Below are 17,176 nucleotides of genomic sequence, written 5' to 3'. Positions count from 1 at the left end.
TGCTTTTATATACTACCAAATTTATAATCATACTCTTTTGCTTTATCTGGCTTAGAATTTTCATATTCTGTAGCAATGAATGGCTTATAAGACGGCTCAACTTTAGAAACGTAATTCAGACGATTTAACTTTTCCATTGTATGATCGAGATCTTCTTGGTTTATGTAAATAATAGCGTGTTTCAGCGTTTTAGACACATAAACCAAATGACCATATCGTTTAATCTGCCGAACATTTTTCATGTTTTGAAACCATACTACCAAGCCTTGACGTTGTGTAAACATATGGAATCCTCTTTCGTTCAATTATTTTATAACTTGTAATAAACATCTAAGTATTTATAGTATAAGTCCAAAGATTTTCAGTTATTTCTAACAAGTTTAGCAAACTTTCAAAATTCCTTCAATAAACTTGTTGAGAAACCCGTTAACGAGGAGATGTGAATCATGAATCAGTTAGAATCTGCTTGGGATCTATTTTTAAAATCAATGAGTGCTCAGGAACCTGTTTTGGACTGTTACAGAAAATTTGTAACAGGACTTCCGTTTATTTATGTACAAAAGAAACATTCACAAGTCTCAAGAGAAGAAATTGAAGCATCACTGAAAGTATCTGCTGCTAAGGCAATGAAAGGAAAAACCCTCACCCTCTCCATGTATTATGTTAGAGAAAGTGAGGATCTATTTGTATATCGTATCCGCTTTTTAGTACCACAAAGAAAAATGTTCTGCTGTGGGAATTTGTGTGAGGACTGCATTCGATTCCAACGCTAAGTTAGGAACAACCGCAACCTCCACCACTTCCACAGCCACAACCGCCAGAGTCCTGGAATAACATCCCATCTTTCGGTACTTTGATTTGCTCACTTATGCTAAATGCGACAATTTGACTTATTTCATCGAGCAGTTTCTGCAAGTTGCGTTCTGCAATCTTATACGTTGCAACACGATCATGCATATCCATCTCACGCTTTTTCTCCCGTACATCCTTCATGATGGTATTATAATCGGGATGATATCTTCCAAAGCGCTGAACGTCTTCATAATGATCTTTAGTGTTCTGAAAATCTTTAATTAAACGCTGAGCTTCTATGTCTTTTTCAAGCTCATCTTTGGCTTGAATGTATTGTTCATAAACGTCTGATTGCAAAACGATTTGGCCTAAATTTTCGCATCTGTCTAAAATTTCTACGGTTTCTGTAGTAGCTATCAAGCTATCCACCTCCACCTTAAATGATACCAAATTGGAGTAATAAAGCGAAACCATCTATTTAAATCCTTTTCCCTTTTTTTACTCTTTCATTGCCTGTGCCATTTGCATAAGCATTTGCACCATCTGGATTTGGTTATTTACTCTCTCTATTTTTTGCGTTACGGTTTGACCAAAATAAACTTTCGATTCTTGCTCCATTGCAGGTAAAACACTAGGATCTCTTGTCAGTTTACGATACCATTCAGGATTCATACGCATGAATTTGAGTAAATCCTCACGACTCTCGAGGTATTGATATAAACCAGGTTGCATCTTGGCCCTCCTAACCATAATGTGTTCAATGATAAGCTCTATTAGTCTCGACCGAAGCTAAATGGTGATCTGCGTTGAGGGCGCTCTTGATTTTGACTTTGACCAGGTAACTGTTTTTTCATATCTTGAAACTGTCCAACGAGTGATTGGATATTTTGAACGGCACCATTTAATTGCTGAATGTGTTCCTGCACTCTATTCAAGTCAACCTTATTCACTATGCTCATTAGTTGCCCCATAAATTCCTGATTATTATCTTCACTGGAAGCTTCATTTTTCGTTTCTTCTGCGTTCTTGGATTGAGCCGCTTCTTCCTCTCGATAAGGATCCCAATACGAATCCTCCTCCCCTAGCAATACCCACTTTTCATAATAAGGTTGCCAGGAAGCACCTTGATCTTTTACTTCTTTGACAAGTTTCGGATGGTTACTCACAAAATCTTTAAACTGCTGAACGGATGGGTGTAAATCATTTCCACTCATGAATCACGTCACCTCTTTTACTACATACGTGTTATACAGTAATGTATGTGACTCATGCCCATCACGTGAATGCATTCAAAAAGTTGTCATTGCAATTTCATTAGATTACCTACACATTGATTATTTCGGCTTTTGTAAAAAGTTTTGAGTGTAATAATAGCGGTACACCCCTACTCCTAAATGTGTATAATCTTCATTAAGTAAGGCTTCCCTGTGCCCTTCACTATTCAACCATCCTTCTACTGTAGATGGGGCATCCGGGTATTGAGCGGCAATGTTTTCACCTGCAGAAAAGTAATAGACCTTATTCTCTTTCAAACGCTCTTTTAGTCCGTCTCCTTCAAGTGAAATATGTGAAAAGTAATTATGAATAGCCATGTCTTTACTATGATCAAAAGCTACAGAAGCTACCTTATCATGCCAGGATACACTACTTTTATCAAACCGAAGTCGAATCATGTTTGTAATATCAAAAATTTGCTGTTCTACACCTTCTTCAATCTTATTCCAATCACTCTTTAGGATTAATGGTTGCTTAGGAAGTTCTCCACGATAGTAAACCTCATAAGGTTGATGAACCAACAGAACGTTTGCAGTAAATAATCGTATTGAAGATAATCTCTCTGTAAACTGATCAAAATATAACTGCATATATACGTCTTTTCCTAATGGTATTAATGGCCTCTGTACTACATCTTCTTGTGACAATTTAAATTGGTAAGAGCCATTATCGTATTCAACATTCACATTATTTGATATATCAAATATATCATCTACAGATTCATAAGGTTGCCCAGTTAAAAGAGGCTCTGCTGAGATTTTCGGTCCAATTGTATAAATTGTTACAGCCTTCCCACCTTCAACACCAATTTGAGTATATACACCATCATGATTGTAAATCCACCATGTGTATCCATAAGGACTCTGATCTTCTCTATCAGGTTTTCCGTACTTGTTTTTGATTTCCTTTTCACTTAGCCCAATAACATCATAAATGGATCCTGAAAGATCATATTTATACTCTTCTTTTGGTTCTGAAGGCGTTTCCTTTCGCTCTTCTGCTTCTTCCTTCTTAGATGTACTAGATGGTTTTGTTTGAGTATTAGGGGATTCAGATTCTTGCTTGTCTGCTCCTTTTTGAATTTCTGGAAATCCAAAATAGAAACTAATAACTACAATGGACATAATCATAATGACCTTTAACCTTCTCATAGATAAACTCCTTTTTTATCCATTTCTACTTCATTATAGTAGGACAAAGGAAGAAATATGATAGGAAAAATAGAGGATGAAAAAAAGAGCTCTAAAGTTGGATATCAGAGAGGTACAAAAAAATCCTACCATGTGAATGAACCACGGTAGGATTGTGTGAGAAACACCTTAGTGAACCTCTGGACGTTCAGATATTTCTTCTAATGCATGTCCAGCAGCTTCATTTGATTCCTTCTCGATAGAAAGATCCCCAAGAGATACGATACCGACTAACTTGCCGTTTTCTACAATTGGTAGACGACGAATTTGTTTGTCTGCCATAAGCTTACTTGCCTCTTGAATGGATGTATCTGGAGTAGCTGAAGTTAAATGGTCACTCATAGCTTCTTGAATTTTTGTCGATCCAGAATGCTTTTCCGCATATCCTCGAATAACAAGGTCACGGTCTGTTACCATACCAAGTAAGTTTTGGTCATCGTCACAAACTGGAATTGCTCCAACGTTTTTTTCCTTCATTTTAACTGCTGCTTCATACAGAGTGTCATTTGAAGTACATACAGAAACATCTGTTGTCATTACGTCACGAATGGCTTTCATATAAATCTCCTCCATTTGTTTCATTGTATTCAATGGTGAAAGTGAAGAAATTCTTAACTCTCTCACCCATTTCTAGCTTAGTGTGTCCGAAAAATTTAATTTTTTGCATAGTGTTCTTGGTGTATGCTAAAAATTTAACTGAACTGGTTACAATGGAACGACATTCTTTCACACAATAATAAACACATTTATAGAAGTTTTCTTGAATTTTTCTTGAATTCGTTTGTAAACAATTGCAACGTTGCCAACTTTTTTATATGATGGATTTAGATTATGAATTTAGGTTAGACAGAATTTTGTGAGGTGGAAGGTATGAAAATCGAGGGTAAAGGAATTGAAGGTGCAGTTGTAGACCTTCATAAATTAGATTACTTAATGGATAAAGCAGGATTTGTTCGCGGTGGTCAATGGGACTATGAACGAGTTACATATGACTATAAGCTAGACGCAGCAGAGAAGAATATTACGTATTACCTACGCGTGCAAGGTTACGCTGTTGAAGGTGACGTGGACAGAGGAAATGCTGTTATTAAACTTATGACACCATTACTTGGAAAACATTACTATCCACATGGCGTTGAATATGGTGATGGAGAAGAATTCCCATCATCCCTAGTAGACCGTTCAAATAGCTTGTTAAGTAAAGCTAAAGAACTAATTCAAGAATTTAAAAAGGTAGATACGACAAGTATCCCTGTAAGCGATGTAATGAAGGAAGATGTTGCCGTTTGTACTCCTGAAGATAACTTATCTACAGCTGCATCCAAAATGAAAGAAAATGACATTGGTGTAGTTCCAGTATGTGAAGCTGAGCAAAAATATGTAGGTCTTCTTACTGAACGCACTATGATCAATAAAGGATATGCTGAGAATAAAGAAGGCTCTACAAAAGTACAAGAAGTTATGGACGATCATGCCCCTTCAGCTACACCAGACACTACAGTTGAAGAAGCACGCAAACTAATGAATGATAAAAACCTTCAACACTTACCAATTGTTAAAGGTGAAAAGCTTGTAGGCATCATTTCATTATCAGAACTACCTACTGATCAACATCAACATTAATGATATCTATTGGAAAAAGGGTTGGGTAATTACCATCCCTTTTTCTTATTTCACTTTTAGTTTGATCTCAGGTCTTTTATCAGCATTTTGGTATCTTATTTGATGAGAATCTTTTACAATATCTCGGATCTCACTAAGTATTTGGTCCGTAGTTTCTTCTTGAAACTGATAGCTTTTTGATTTCCCTCTAAGTTTAAAAATCACCTTCAAAAACATAAAAATACCAAATGCAATAATAAAAAAGTCCACCATCGTTTGCAGAAAAGCTCCATATTGGATTGTAACTTCATGAATGGAGAATGATAGGTCCTTTAGGTTCACACCACCTATTAAGAGACCTGCAGAAGGCATAATAATATCATTCACAAGTGAATCGACTATTTTACTAAAAGCAGCACCGATAATGACAGCGATAGCTAAGTCAAAAACATTCCCTTTAATAGCAAAAGCTTTGAATTCTTTCCACATAACGTCCCTCCTATGTTAATACATACATATGCAAAACAGGCGTAGGACATGTTATCGAATCAAGCTGATAAACTGTTCAAAGCAGCTGCTTCATGCTATATTTAAATAGAGATGTAGTGAAAGGAGCCTCCAGATCAAAATTGTTTCGAATCCTTAGTAAAAAACAATGGATAATACTTTTTGTAGGCATATTATTTTTAATTGCCGCTTATTTTATATTACCTGTCTCAATACCTATAATAACAGCGTTCGTTACAGCTTTATTCCTAAATCCTGCAGTCCGTATGTTGCAGTATCGATTTAAATTTAAACGAAAACTATCAGTAATCATTGTGTACATAGCTTTTCTTGTATTAATCTCCATCATTGGAACCTATGTTGTAACCAAGGTTGTTACACAAGTCATACAAGTTGCAGAAAACGCTGATACGTATATTTCACAAGTTGAGGATTTTGTATTTGAGTGGGAAGAAGATTACAATCAATTAGCCGGTCAATTCCCTGAAAAGTACACTAAAGCATTTGAAGATCAAATGTCTAAGCAATTTAATAGCTATAAAAAGAGTTTTCAATTTATAAATATTGATAAGGTTACAAATTGGGCGAGCCAACTACCTCAATACTTGGTTAGCTTTCTAGTATATTTAATTGCCCTATTCCTCTTTATGTTGGAAATGCCGCGATTAAAAGCGAAATCTTATGAGTATATGACAACGAAAACTGCAGAGAAAGTACGATTCATGAATTCCAGACTTTCTTATGTTGTATTTGGCTTTCTTAAAGCGCAATTTCTAGTATCGCTTATTATTTTTATATTTAGCTTGATTGGATTATTGTTTATAGCACCAAAAGTCGCAATCATTATGTCACTCATCATTTGGGTGGTAGATTTCATTCCAATTATCGGATCAATTGCTGTAGTTGGTCCATGGGCATTGTACGTATTTTTAACAGGAGATGTCGTATTTGGTACAAAGCTTTCCATATTAGCCATCGTCCTATTAGCCATTCGTCGTACAGTTGAACCGAAAGTAATGGGCCGTCATATCGGATTATCACCACTTGCAACGCTTATTGCTATGTATTTAGGTTTGAAGCTTATCGGTGTTCTTGGATTCTTTATTGGTCCACTAATCGTCATAGCATTTAATTCGGCTAGAGAAGCTGGGATCATCAAAATGAATTGGAAGATATAAAAAGAGGGAAGCCATTTGGCCTCCCTCTTTCTTTATATTCTTTTAGAAAAAATCTAATAATGCAGGGGTCTCTTTGACGATAAGGGTCTTCAACTGTTCTATATCCCCTTCAACGTGGATTCGTTTAAAAAATAATAAATCCTCCACTCTTTGTGCATTAAGCCATAAAGCTGCTAAGGATTGAATATCCCCTTTTACATAGACATCAGTTTCCTGAGAATCGTTTGTAATTGAAACCTGTTTGTTTTGTATGGTTAAGAACCAAGAACCATTATTCCACTCAGCTGCCTCATCTGTAACATCTAGCTGAACCGTTACATCTGCATGATTTTGATAAGGGTACTGTGTGAAAAACGATTCCACATCTACTATTCTTGACATAAAATACGCATGTCGATCCTCTTTTACACGTGGATTATGTAAATAAAATAATATAGGATCGTCTGGTGCTAACATCATTTTGACCTTCTGAACCATCGAATCATGATTACGAATCCAAGTAAGTAACCGTTGAGATGCTTCATTTGAATCATAAAACCATTCTTCTATCGTTAGTTGGTCTTTACTTATGTTAGCTATGAGAAATCCGTCCTCTTCTCCCTTTTCGTTATATGACATTAAAATGAAGTCATCCTCAGAAATAACTCGATATTTCCACCAATATTCGTTTCTATCCAACATCAGTCCATAACGTTTAGCATGACGCCTGTATATCTCATGTAATACACGCTTATTCTCATCATATTTTACTCTGGCTACATTTCCCTTTATTTTATATGAAGGGATGTCTCTAGGCTTTAAATCAACTGTGTGTGTGTATTGAGTTAACTCCCAACCAAACTTGCGATAAAAATCAATATCAAACGGGTGTAGCATGGAGAGAGGCATATGTCTCGATCGCATTTCTTCAAGAGATTTATTCATTAATTGACTCACATGTCCTTTTCTTCGAAATTCAGGCCATGTAGCAACTCCTGCAATCCCTCCAAAAGGTATGGATTTACCACCTAAAAATAAGTATTGTGGGAGTAAATGAAGTTTAGATGCAAGTAGCTCCTCTTCAAATATACCTATAATATGTTCTTGCTTCATACGTTCTTTTCTAAGGTTACGCTCTGACTCACTTAATTTATAGCGAAAGGCATACTCCCCTAGGTCCAAAACTGCATCATCATGATTCCTATCACAATGTACGATCCTTTCCATAATGTCTCTCCTTTCGGGTCTCAAACCAAACGACGCCATCCTCCTCTCGACTCTTCATAAAACCACATGATTCTAAAACACGACAGGACGGAATATTACTCGGTTGGCACGAAGCTGTTACAATTCTAACATCCTCATGACTAAACGCCCACTGTAACATCGCTTCCACAGCTTCTTTAGCATAACCTTGGTTACGGTGTATTTTCGAAACGTAATACCCAATCTCAACGATTCCACTAATTGGAGAACCTTTAAATCCTATATCTCCAATCACCATTTGCTTGTGTTTATCAAGCATGATCCATGGACCAAACCCATATTCCTTTTCATCTTTTTCAAGTGCCTCTACATAAATAGGCAATAGAGCTTTTAATCCGTCATCAGGCCAAAGGGCATCATAAGGAACATCAAGCCATTCAGGATAACTTTCTGCATCTACCATTAAGTTTTGTGCTTCTTCAATTGAAATGGGTTTAATAAATAATCGTTGACTTTCTATATCCATTTTTCTTGTTGCCACCTTTCATACCACATCTATATTAGCTAAGTGCGCTTATTTTTTGAATGAGGTAAACTTATTTTCTTTCCTCTCTATTGATACCTTTAATTTGATAGATATAAACCATTTATACTAAAAAAATCACCTGTGGATAGGTCATCCCTCCACAGGTGATTTCATTCATTAAAAACCTAATATTGCTTTGATCATACTTGTGGTTTCTCCACCATCATAGAGAATGTAGAGTAAGAGATAAACGACAACACCAGTCGAAGCTGTAAAGAACCAAATGATACTTGTAACCGGACCAATTTTACGATGTTTGGCAATGTTTCGCTTAAAAGCAAGAGTTAATGTAACAAGACCAAATACCGCTCCTACTGTTGCTAAAATAATGTGAAAGATTAGAAAGATCGTATAGTAAATCTTTATGTCATCAGGTCCACCGAAGCTCGTGTTTCCAACGAATATAGTTCTTGATAAATAAATGATAAAAAAGGTTAAAGCACTAATTGCAGCTGCAACCATAACTTTTTTATGAGCTATTGGTTTTCCCTTTGCAATTAACGTCCAACCAATTGCCACAAGAATAGCACTTAATACAATAAAGGTTGTACTTAAAGTTGGTAATAAAGGCATAATTCTCCCCCTAAAAAATCTTCATCCCTCTTTATTTAACTGTTAGGATTCTGATGGTAATGGATCAATACTTGTGTTTTCCTGTCTAAACCATGAGAAGAATATAACCGCCAGGATAGCTCCATAAACAATCTCTTGTGTAATCTTCATTACAATTCCGCCAAGCTGTTGATCATGCATTGTGGTTATTGGTGAAAATAATTGCGGACCACCTAGAGACAAATTACTTAGTACTCCATTCGGTACACATAAGCTTAATGCAGCTGTCCAAGCTCCTGGATCACTATAAGTACTATATAATGGTTCACCAGCAAAGATAATCAAACCACACGCAGGCGTGATTAAAACACCATTAGCAAAAATATAACCGATTTTAAGCAATGGAGATAATCCATCTAATTCTTCTAAAGGTGCAAAAACGGGTAACCAAACACAAAATGCAGTAAACAATATTACTGTTGTAATAATCGCATGTGCTAGTGGACTCGTTTTAGTAAAGTCAAATATTGTAGGGATATGATAAAGTGAAAACAATCCATTAAACAATAATAAAGCAACTAAAGGTTTTAGCAATACTTTTAGCACTGGTCTCAATATCGGAGTATATAAAACTTTCTCCCAGACCCATGTAGGCATTCCTTTAATAATAAGAATCGGAAAAACTAAATAGTATAAAGCCATTTGTCCCATATGTGCGGTAAACATAATATGACCAAGCAAATCAAGAGGTGATCCTTTAATGATATATAAAAGAGCAAGACCTACATAAAACATGATTTGTTGTGCCATAGTGGGTTTATCGTTGTTACCAAATTTATGTCTTAATGGACCTGTTAGTAAATAATAACTAACAGCGAGTGCTAGTACAAAAAGTAAGTAATATGGGCTCCATAAAGCACGAAAACCAAACACTTGTAACTCTAACCACATATAATTCACTCCATATTCCTTCTGAGGTGTCTATCTACTCTCCCATTATAACCTATTTTAAACCCTACACATACCCTTACCACAAAGGATTCTGTAAAGGAAATTGACAATATCGTGAACATAATATAAATAATGATTTTTCATTAAAGCGCCCTTATCTTGAAGACTTGGATTCGAGATAAGGTGCGTATGGTTCCGTTGCTTTTGTGCAGATCGGCGGGCTGTGGAACGGGTTGCTTTCCCCGGAAGACCGATCGAGCTTCCTCGTCACTTCGTTCCTGCGGGATCTCGCTCGCCCTTTCTACCGGAGGAGTCAACCCGTTCCACAGCCCGCCTTAGCCGAATGGAGATTAACGGAACCGCCTTAGTTCTGGGATGAGGTGTTCTGTTTCCAGGTAGTATAACCCTATCATGACAAGGATCTGAACAACTTCTCTGAATATGATTTCCAACCAACATGAGGTGGGATAGCAAAACTATGGTCCGTTAGTTTCCATAATCGCGTGGAGGGAAGGAAACGGCAAACTGTCGTGGTAGCAAAGGCAAGACGAGACCCCGCAGGAACGAGGAGGCTCGGCTTTTCTTCCACAACAGGCTTGCCGTTTCACTGACCGCAACAAATTACTCAACAGCAACGGACTCCTCTCAGTTTCAAGTCTTCTACAATCCTGCCATAAAACTGAATAACTTCATCAGATAATTTTTTCGTTTTACTCATTATCAACGAGAGTCTTTCCATAAAAAAAAGACCGGAGAATTCTCCGGTCTTTTTTGCTAATCACCACCAAACGATGGTTTGCATAGCAAGGATGGTAAGGAATGCTACTCCTACTCCTGAATAGAGCATAAGTGCAGGCAATCCGTGTCCTTTATGACTCATGTGCATAAAGTAGTAAAGCTGAAATGCAACTTGTACGACTGCCATGAGAATAATAACAGGGATTGTAAATAGTCGGTGGAAATCACCGATCACCATACCAAAGGCAATTAGTGTAAATACAATCATTGACGCAAACGTTATGAGGTGATGCTTCATTTCCTCTTTGTTCTTCTTCTTAGCAAATTCGAAGCTTTCTGAAGTCTTGTTTGCCATGGATTAACCCACCTTTCCCATCAGATAAACAACTGTGAAGATGAATACCCATACAACGTCAATAAAGTGCCAATATAGACTAGCTACATAGTACTTTGGAGCGTTATAAAGGTTTAAACCACGCTTAGCATTACGGAAGATCAATGTTACGATCCATAAAAGACCAAATAAAACGTGTCCTCCGTGGAAACCAACTAGAGTATAGAAGGCTGAACCAAAGGCTGAAGATGTAAATGTGTGATGATATTCATGCACATAGTGTTGGAACTCGTAAATCTCCAGGCCTAGGAAGCTTGCTCCTAATAATACTGTGATACCCAACCATAGTTGCATCTTTTGGAAGTCAAGATTTTTCATATGGTAAATGGCATATACACTTGTTAATGAACTTGTTAAAAGAATGATGGTCATGATGAATACTAGCTCTAGACCAAATAATTCTTGTGCTTTTGTTTCAGCACCTTTGTCTTTCAGTGCTAAATATGTCCCAAATAAACTTGCGAATAATACGGTTTCCCCACCAAGGAAGAACCAAAAACCTAAAAATTTATTTTTACCTTCAAGGGTGGCCTTTTCAGGTTCATGTGGACTCTGTCCTGGTTTTAGTGTTTGTAATTGCTCATCACTCATTCAGAACCAGCCCCCTTTTCCTCTAAATCTTCTTTATGAATATGGTAGCCAAGGTCATCTTTAACAGAACGGACAAACATGGATCCTAATGTAATTAAGAGACCTGCAATCGCTACAAATAACCAACGACTATCATCAACTTGATAGATCAAACCGTAACCCATGACAAATGAACCTAAAGAAATCATAAACGGAATGAATGAGTTATTTGGCATGTGAATGTCACCAAGTGGTTCTGCAGGTGTCATTTTGCCATTTCCTTGACGTTTCTCTACCCATAAAGGATCTAATCCACGAACAAGTGGTGTTTGTTTAAAGTTATAGAAAGGTGGTGGTGATGGAATTGACCACTCAAGCGTACGCGCATCCCATGGGTCTGCACTTGCTTTTTCACCTTTAATCGATGTGACAATTACGTTGTAAAGGAAAATGATCGATCCAATTGTCATAAAGAATGCACCAATTGTACTGATCAAGTTTCCAAGATCCAAGCCATCACCAGAGTGGAATACCCAGTAACGACGTGGCATACCCATTAAACCTAGGAAGTGCTGAACAAAGAATGTTAGGTGGAACCCAACAAAGAATGGCCAGAATGCAAGTTTACCAAGTTTCTCATCAAGGATTTTACCAAACATTTTCGGCCACCAGTAATGTAATCCTGCAAATACACCAAATACTACACCTCCAACGATAACGTAGTGGAAGTGTGCAACAACAAAGTACGTATCATGGTACTGATAGTCAGCTGCAGCTGCTGCAAGCATAACTCCTGTAAATCCACCAAGTGTAAATGATGGGATAAAGGCTACAGTCCAAAGCATTGCTGCTGTCATGCGGATCGAACCGCCCCACATTGTAAAGAGCCAGTTAAAGATCTTAATACCTGTAGGTACGGCAATTGCCATTGTTGCAATCGCAAAGATAGAGTTTGCAATTGGGCCGAGTCCTGTTGTGAACATGTGGTGAGCCCAAACCATGAATCCTAAGAAACCAATAAGTACTGTCGCAAATACCATTGCGGAATAACCAAATAGACGTTTCTTAGAGAATGTAGAAATAATGTCACTGAATAGTCCAAAGATCGGTAGTACAAGGATGTACACTTCTGGGTGTCCAAAGATCCAGAATAAGTGCTCCCAAATTACATGGTTACCACCCATCGTTGGATCGAAGAATCCAGCGCCGAATAGACGATCAAACATCATTAAGAATAATCCAACAGTTAATGCTGGGAAAGCAAATAGAATAAGTACACTTGTAACTAGCGCAGTCCATGTGAATAGTGGCATACGCATATATGTCATACCTGGGGCACGCATATTGATAATGGTTACGAGGAAGTTAATTCCCCCGATTAATGTACCTGCACCAGATATCTGTAGACCTAATACATAGAAGTCCATACCATGACCAGGAGATGTGGTTGATAGTGGTGCATAAGCAGTCCAACCAGCGTCAGGTGCACCAGTGAACCAAGAAAGGTTAAGTAATACCCCTCCGAAGAAGAATAACCAAAACCCTAGTGAGTTTAAAAATGGAAACGCTACGTCACGCGCACCAATTTGTAATGGTACTGCTATGTTCATTAATGCAAATATAAATGGCATGGCTGCCAGGAATATCATCGTTGTACCGTGCATTGTAATCAATTGGTTATACATACCAGATGATACAAAGTTGTTATCTGGTACCATAAGCTGAATACGAATCAGTAATGCTTCGAGTCCGCCCGCTAGGAAAAAGATACCACCGGAAACTAAGTAAAGAATCGCAATTTTCTTGTGATCCACGGTGGTTAAATAATCCCATAAGACAGCGCCAAAGCCCTTCTTTTGCGCAGTCGCTGTACTCACGCTACGACCTCCCTTTTCTCTCTTATAATGTTATTTCTCTTCTTCAGATGTCGAATCAGAAGATTTTGCATCTTCCGGTGTGATTTCTGAAGGTTTAAGTTGTAATAAGTAATCTGCAATTTGACTTGCTTCTTTTTCAGAAATTGGGTTAACTGGATTACCATTTCCGTATTTACCAGTCATTTTGTTACCTGGCTTAAATTTCTCCGGATCAAGTAACCATGTTACAAGGTTTTCTTTCGTATTTTCTTTGTAACCTACTAGCTTAGCTCTATCACCAAAGTTTGCCAAGTTAGGTCCAGTGCTAGCACCGCCTCCGGCTCCAACTGCGTGACATCCAATACAAGACTTTTCAGTGAATAGTTCTTTACCTCTTTGAGCTGATTCAGACTCAGGTGTTGCGTCAGTATCAACATTTTGCATGTCGCTTACCCATTGATCAAATTCTTCTGGGCTAACTGCAATTACCTTAAAGTCCATTAAAGAGTGAGATGGTCCGCAAAGCTCGGCACATTTACCATAGTAAACGCCTTCTTCATAAGCATGCAGGAACATTTCATTCGTGTTTTCGCCAGGGTTCGTATCCATTTTCCCTGAGATCGTTGGAACCCAGTAAGAGTGGATAACATCACTAGCATTTAATTTTAAGTATACGCGTTCTCCCGTAGGGATATAGAGATCCTGACTCGTCTGGATCTTTTGACCATTATAATTATAATGCCACCAGTACTGTTTACCAGTAACCTCAATTGTTATGGCATCTTCCTTATCCTCCTCAGCAGGAGTCGTATCTGCTAACATAAATGTTTTCTGAACAGTTGGAACTGCTAGAATCACTAATAGCAAGATTGGAATAACTGTCCAAAGAACCTCAAGAAAATGATTCCCCTCTGTTTGCTTTGGAATAAAGTCTTCTTGGCCTTTCTTCTGTCGAAAACGGATAAGTACAAAAAAGTAAATAGCCATAACGACAACACCAACGAATACCATTATGATAACGCTTAACATCATAAGGTCAAAAATAGCATCGGCGCCTTCGCCTTTAGGCTCTAAGGCTGTAAGGTTTGATTTACCACACCCTGCTAATACAAGCATTAATGAGCTTAATAGAAACAGAATACGGGATTTACTCACCCATCCTTTCATGAAATGATACCTCTCTTTCTCTTTGTAGTCTTTCAAATTTTTATTATAAGAACCAGAGAAACTTGAATGCAAGTTTCTCTGCTCATATTAAAATGGATTTGGTAACGTTGCTACAACCATCGCTACAAATAAAATGGTCAAATAGTTCAAGGAATAAACAAACATCCATGTTGCCCATTTAAGTTCATTCTTCATAAAGAATCCCGCAACACCAATAACAAACCACCCTATAGTTAATAAAGAAGCAACAATTAAAAAGATTGTTCCTAGTGAATGCAAATAAAACGGTAGCGGAAGTAAACAAGCTACATAAATAATAATTTGTCTCTTTGTGATAGAGAAACCATGGACTACGGGAAGCATTGGAATTCCAGCTTCACGATATTCCTCTGTCTTTTTCATTGCTAAGGCTAGAAAATGTGGTGTTTGCCAAATAAACATAATGAAAAAGAGTCCCCATGCAACTGGGTGCTGTAAGGAAGGATCAAGTGCAGCCCAACCAATTAATGGAGGAACAGCACCAGAGAAACTTCCCACAACTGTGTTGATTGTATATTTACGCTTGCTCCACATCGTGTACAAGACAACATATACAAACCAACCGAAAGTGCTGATTAGACCGGCAACTAAACTGGTTAATGATACAAGAATGATACCTATTATTGTAGCACCTATCCCCATTATAAGGATATGCTTTAAAGCGATATTTCCTGTCACTGTAGGTCGACTCTGTGTACGTGACATAACTTGATCAATATCTCGATCATAATAGTTATTAATAATACACCCACCTGCAATGACTAAGCCTGTACCGACCATCACCAATAAAAATTCCTGCCAATAATTAAAAAAGTTTAAGCCTGTAAAATGCAGGGCTAACCAGAACCCGGCAAAGGTGGTCATCAAATTAGAATTAATTATACCTATTTTTATTAATGAGAGGATGTCTGCCCATAACGTAGTGTGGGTTGCTTCCTCTTTGGTCGAGTGCTTCATCACTTGAGACGTTGATTCCATAGTTCTTGGATTATTCATCGTACTCAACCTTCCTCCTTAAACCTTCCCTCATAAAACCATTCTTTCTCAGGAGGGTTTGTCATTTCTTGATGAATGATATCTAGTTGAATAAGTTCTTCTATCAGAAGTCATTCTGAACTGAATTCATTCCTTAGATAAGGACATGTCTTAACTAGGATTGAAATGTGTTCAATCCCTCATAGAGCTCATTTGTCCTACCTATTGTATCACGGAATGAAGTTTGTTTCTATTTGATTTAGGTGATTTTCCACTGTGACAAATATGTGAACAACTTTTTTAATTCTTTTTCATGCTAACATTATAGTCTCATGTTCAATACCAGTTTTCATTCACAATTTCTTAGATTCTTTATCCATACGTTTTAAAACCTTTTGAAGGGGAACAAATCCCCTATTTATTTCTAGCAAACAATGGTAGGTATTGCAAGCACTTTTTTAATAACGTCATAATTTATAAACTTTTTAACAAGTTACATAAGTTCCCCCTTTACATCTTGTACTTCCCTAGAGGGATTTACGTTTAATAAGTATATTGCATGATGAAAATATAAGTGAAACATGGTAGGATAACATTTGTGCCAATTTCGTGAACAAATCGGATCTGCAATTGCAACTTGTATTCGGAATATATTACGATAAATTTAGTTCCACTAAAGGATCGAGGTGGAGAAATGATAAAATTATTAAAATGGCTTTCTGTACTGTCTTCTTTAGGAATGCTATTTGTCCTTATAGGTGGAGCGCTGGTAACGAAGACTGAATCAGGAATGGGCTGCGGTAAAAGTTGGCCTTTATGCCACGGTGAGATTATTCCATCAAATATTACAATGGAATTAGTCATCGAATTAAGTCACCGGTTAGTATCGGGAGGAGTAGGCTTTTTAGTCCTATTGCTTTCCATATTGGCATGGAGAAAACTCGGACATGTAAGAGAAACAAAGCTCCTCTCATTTCTATCGTTGTTTTTCTTAGTATTACAAGGACTTATTGGAGCTGCCGCAGTAAAATGGGGTCAATCTGACTTTGTATTAGCAATGCATTTTGGAATTTCCCTAATCTCTTTTGCATCTATCTTTCTATTGACCTTACTGATATTTGAAGTCGATCAAAAATTTGATGCAACGTCATTATATATAAAAAGAAAACACCGCAAAGGATTCTATGCCTTAACCATATATACACTAATGGTCGTTTATACAGGTGCATTAGTACGGCATGTGAATGCAAGTCTCGTATGCGGTGGATGGCCTTTTTGTAATAATGAATACCCATTAAAATTCGGATACTTTAACTTCTTACAATGGGTTCAAATGGGTCACCGCCTAGCTGCAGGACTCATATTTGTTTGGGTTATTATTCAATTCGTTATCATCCGTAAATCCTATTCGCATAGTAAGATCATGTCGGGTGGATGGTCAATTGCCCTCCTCCTTATAACCATTCAAGTGATTCTAGGTGCTATGATCGTATTTACATCATTAAATCTATTCGTAGCCCTCCTACACGCACTTGTTATTGCATGCTTTTTCAGCTTACTATGTTACTATGTACTCCTATCTTCAAGAAGTGCACGTGCTGACAAAAGAGATCGATAGA

General features: G+C 37.4%; 20 protein-coding genes and 1 pseudogene. 5 read left to right on the top strand and 16 right to left on the bottom strand.

Annotated features, from left to right (window positions below):
* Positions 1-5: 5 nt before the first annotated feature.
* Positions 6-284 (bottom strand): YlbG family protein, encoded by a 279-nt coding sequence (locus tag GS400_RS08565; RefSeq protein ID WP_027448169.1) that lies wholly within the window; start codon positions 282-284, stop codon positions 6-8.
* Between the two features lie 162 nt (positions 285-446).
* Between GS400_RS08565 and GS400_RS08560 the strand changes: the two genes are divergently transcribed.
* On the top strand, positions 447-773 hold the full coding sequence (locus GS400_RS08560) for a hypothetical protein (RefSeq protein WP_160100838.1): 327 nt from the start codon (positions 447-449) through the stop codon (positions 771-773).
* A 1-nt stretch (position 774) separates the two neighbouring features.
* Here GS400_RS08560 and GS400_RS08555 read toward each other — a convergent pair whose 3' ends face one another.
* From GS400_RS08555 to GS400_RS08535, 5 genes are all read right to left on the bottom strand, one after another.
* Entirely contained in the window at positions 775-1,212 is a 438-nt protein-coding gene (locus GS400_RS08555) for a YlbF/YmcA family competence regulator (RefSeq protein ID WP_160100836.1), read from the bottom strand.
* Between the two features lie 78 nt (positions 1,213-1,290).
* Positions 1,291-1,524 carry a YlbE-like family protein gene (locus tag GS400_RS08550; protein ID WP_160100834.1) on the bottom strand — a complete coding sequence of 78 codons (234 nt, stop codon included), beginning with the start codon at positions 1,522-1,524 and terminating at the stop codon, positions 1,291-1,293.
* 41 nt (positions 1,525-1,565) lie between these two features.
* The gene (locus GS400_RS08545) at positions 1,566-2,006 is read right to left on the bottom strand and encodes a YlbD family protein (protein ID WP_160100832.1); all 441 of its coding nucleotides are present in this window, start codon (positions 2,004-2,006) and stop codon (positions 1,566-1,568) included.
* A gap of 120 nt (positions 2,007-2,126) precedes the next feature.
* Positions 2,127-3,218, bottom strand: coding sequence for a CAP domain-containing protein (locus GS400_RS08540; RefSeq protein ID WP_160100830.1), 1,092 nt, complete (start codon positions 3,216-3,218; stop codon positions 2,127-2,129).
* A 168-nt stretch (positions 3,219-3,386) separates the two neighbouring features.
* The gene (locus GS400_RS08535) at positions 3,387-3,815 is read right to left on the bottom strand and encodes a CBS domain-containing protein (protein ID WP_160104567.1); all 429 of its coding nucleotides are present in this window, start codon (positions 3,813-3,815) and stop codon (positions 3,387-3,389) included.
* Positions 3,816-4,127: 312 nt separating this feature from the next.
* Between GS400_RS08535 and GS400_RS20190 the strand changes: the two are divergent.
* Positions 4,128-4,490: pseudogene (locus GS400_RS20190) on the top strand (YugN family protein); the annotation flags it as partial.
* Between the two features lie 33 nt (positions 4,491-4,523).
* A complete protein-coding gene (locus tag GS400_RS20185; protein WP_236561246.1) occupies positions 4,524-4,880 on the top strand; it encodes a CBS domain-containing protein in 357 nt (118 codons plus the stop codon).
* A gap of 45 nt (positions 4,881-4,925) precedes the next feature.
* On the opposite strand, the gene mscL is transcribed toward GS400_RS20185, so the two are convergent.
* The gene (gene mscL / locus GS400_RS08525) at positions 4,926-5,348 is read right to left on the bottom strand and encodes a large conductance mechanosensitive channel protein MscL (protein WP_160100826.1); all 423 of its coding nucleotides are present in this window, start codon (positions 5,346-5,348) and stop codon (positions 4,926-4,928) included.
* 92 nt (positions 5,349-5,440) lie between these two features.
* Here mscL and ytvI point away from each other — a divergent pair, with 92 nt between their 5' ends.
* On the top strand, positions 5,441-6,544 hold the full coding sequence (ytvI, locus tag GS400_RS08520; RefSeq protein ID WP_236561209.1) for a sporulation integral membrane protein YtvI: 1,104 nt from the start codon (positions 5,441-5,443) through the stop codon (positions 6,542-6,544).
* 42 nt (positions 6,545-6,586) lie between these two features.
* Here the strand turns inward: ytvI and eis are convergent, their stop codons facing one another.
* The 9 genes from eis to cyoE form a co-directional block, all read right to left on the bottom strand.
* The gene (gene eis / locus GS400_RS08515) at positions 6,587-7,750 is read right to left on the bottom strand and encodes a GNAT family N-acetyltransferase (protein WP_160100824.1); all 1,164 of its coding nucleotides are present in this window, start codon (positions 7,748-7,750) and stop codon (positions 6,587-6,589) included.
* A complete protein-coding gene (locus GS400_RS08510; RefSeq protein WP_160100822.1) occupies positions 7,728-8,270 on the bottom strand; it encodes a GNAT family N-acetyltransferase in 543 nt (180 codons plus the stop codon). Before GS400_RS08510 ends, eis begins: the two co-directional genes overlap by 23 nt.
* 162 nt (positions 8,271-8,432) lie before the next feature.
* A complete protein-coding gene (locus tag GS400_RS08505) occupies positions 8,433-8,888 on the bottom strand; it encodes a DUF420 domain-containing protein (protein ID WP_160100820.1) in 456 nt (151 codons plus the stop codon).
* 42 nt (positions 8,889-8,930) lie between these two features.
* A complete protein-coding gene (ctaG, locus tag GS400_RS08500; protein ID WP_160104565.1) occupies positions 8,931-9,818 on the bottom strand; it encodes a cytochrome c oxidase assembly factor CtaG in 888 nt (295 codons plus the stop codon).
* Positions 9,819-10,596: 778 nt separating this feature from the next.
* Complete coding sequence (gene ctaF, locus GS400_RS08495; RefSeq protein WP_027448158.1) at positions 10,597-10,911, bottom strand: cytochrome c oxidase subunit IVB; 315 nt, start codon at positions 10,909-10,911, stop codon at positions 10,597-10,599.
* Between the two features lie 3 nt (positions 10,912-10,914).
* On the bottom strand, positions 10,915-11,541 hold the full coding sequence (locus GS400_RS08490; RefSeq protein WP_160100818.1) for a cytochrome (ubi)quinol oxidase subunit III: 627 nt from the start codon (positions 11,539-11,541) through the stop codon (positions 10,915-10,917).
* Positions 11,538-13,397, bottom strand: a complete 1,860-nt coding sequence (gene ctaD / locus GS400_RS08485) for a cytochrome c oxidase subunit I (RefSeq protein ID WP_160100816.1) — start codon at positions 13,395-13,397, stop codon at positions 11,538-11,540. The genes GS400_RS08490 and ctaD overlap by 4 nt, the downstream gene beginning before the upstream one ends.
* Before the next feature lie 30 nt (positions 13,398-13,427).
* On the bottom strand, positions 13,428-14,543 hold the full coding sequence (gene coxB / locus GS400_RS08480; protein WP_160100814.1) for a cytochrome c oxidase subunit II: 1,116 nt from the start codon (positions 14,541-14,543) through the stop codon (positions 13,428-13,430).
* A gap of 87 nt (positions 14,544-14,630) precedes the next feature.
* Positions 14,631-15,578, bottom strand: coding sequence for a heme o synthase (gene cyoE, locus GS400_RS08475; RefSeq protein ID WP_160104564.1), 948 nt, complete (start codon positions 15,576-15,578; stop codon positions 14,631-14,633).
* Between the two features lie 673 nt (positions 15,579-16,251).
* On the opposite strand from cyoE, the gene GS400_RS08470 reads away from it, so the two are divergent.
* A complete protein-coding gene (locus GS400_RS08470) occupies positions 16,252-17,175 on the top strand; it encodes a COX15/CtaA family protein (RefSeq protein ID WP_160100812.1) in 924 nt (307 codons plus the stop codon).
* Position 17,176 lies beyond the last annotated feature (1 nt).

The sequence above is a fragment of the Pontibacillus sp. HMF3514 genome (genome assembly GCF_009858175.1).
GTDB lineage: Bacteria > Bacillota > Bacilli > Bacillales > BH030062 > Pontibacillus.
This window is presented reverse-complemented; position numbering and strand designations above follow the sequence as displayed.

Bases quoted from the DNA above. Each gene is read 5' to 3' on its own strand.
- ctaF (WP_027448158.1), bottom strand. From the start codon at position 10,911: ATGGCAAACAAGACTTCAGAAAGCTTCGAATTTGCTAAGAAGAAGAAC.
- ctaG (WP_160104565.1), bottom strand. From the start codon at position 9,818: ATGTGGTTAGAGTTACAAGTGTTTGGTTTTCGTGCTTTATGGAGCCCA.
- GS400_RS08565 (WP_027448169.1), bottom strand. From the start codon at position 284: ATGTTTACACAACGTCAAGGCTTGGTAGTATGGTTTCAAAACATGAAA.
- GS400_RS08550 (WP_160100834.1), bottom strand. From the start codon at position 1,524: ATGCAACCTGGTTTATATCAATACCTCGAGAGTCGTGAGGATTTACTC.
- eis (WP_160100824.1), bottom strand. From the start codon at position 7,750: ATGGAAAGGATCGTACATTGTGATAGGAATCATGATGATGCAGTTTTG.
- GS400_RS08470 (WP_160100812.1), top strand. From the start codon at position 16,252: ATGATAAAATTATTAAAATGGCTTTCTGTACTGTCTTCTTTAGGAATG.
- GS400_RS08545 (WP_160100832.1), bottom strand. From the start codon at position 2,006: ATGAGTGGAAATGATTTACACCCATCCGTTCAGCAGTTTAAAGATTTT.
- GS400_RS20185 (WP_236561246.1), top strand. From the start codon at position 4,524: ATGAAGGAAGATGTTGCCGTTTGTACTCCTGAAGATAACTTATCTACA.
- mscL (WP_160100826.1), bottom strand. From the start codon at position 5,348: ATGTGGAAAGAATTCAAAGCTTTTGCTATTAAAGGGAATGTTTTTGAC.
- ytvI (WP_236561209.1), top strand. From the start codon at position 5,441: ATGCTATATTTAAATAGAGATGTAGTGAAAGGAGCCTCCAGATCAAAA.
- GS400_RS08540 (WP_160100830.1), bottom strand. From the start codon at position 3,218: ATGAGAAGGTTAAAGGTCATTATGATTATGTCCATTGTAGTTATTAGT.
- GS400_RS08505 (WP_160100820.1), bottom strand. From the start codon at position 8,888: ATGCCTTTATTACCAACTTTAAGTACAACCTTTATTGTATTAAGTGCT.
- cyoE (WP_160104564.1), bottom strand. From the start codon at position 15,578: ATGAATAATCCAAGAACTATGGAATCAACGTCTCAAGTGATGAAGCAC.
- GS400_RS08560 (WP_160100838.1), top strand. From the start codon at position 447: ATGAATCAGTTAGAATCTGCTTGGGATCTATTTTTAAAATCAATGAGT.
- coxB (WP_160100814.1), bottom strand. From the start codon at position 14,543: ATGAAAGGATGGGTGAGTAAATCCCGTATTCTGTTTCTATTAAGCTCA.
- GS400_RS08535 (WP_160104567.1), bottom strand. From the start codon at position 3,815: ATGAAAGCCATTCGTGACGTAATGACAACAGATGTTTCTGTATGTACT.
- GS400_RS08490 (WP_160100818.1), bottom strand. From the start codon at position 11,541: ATGAGTGATGAGCAATTACAAACACTAAAACCAGGACAGAGTCCACAT.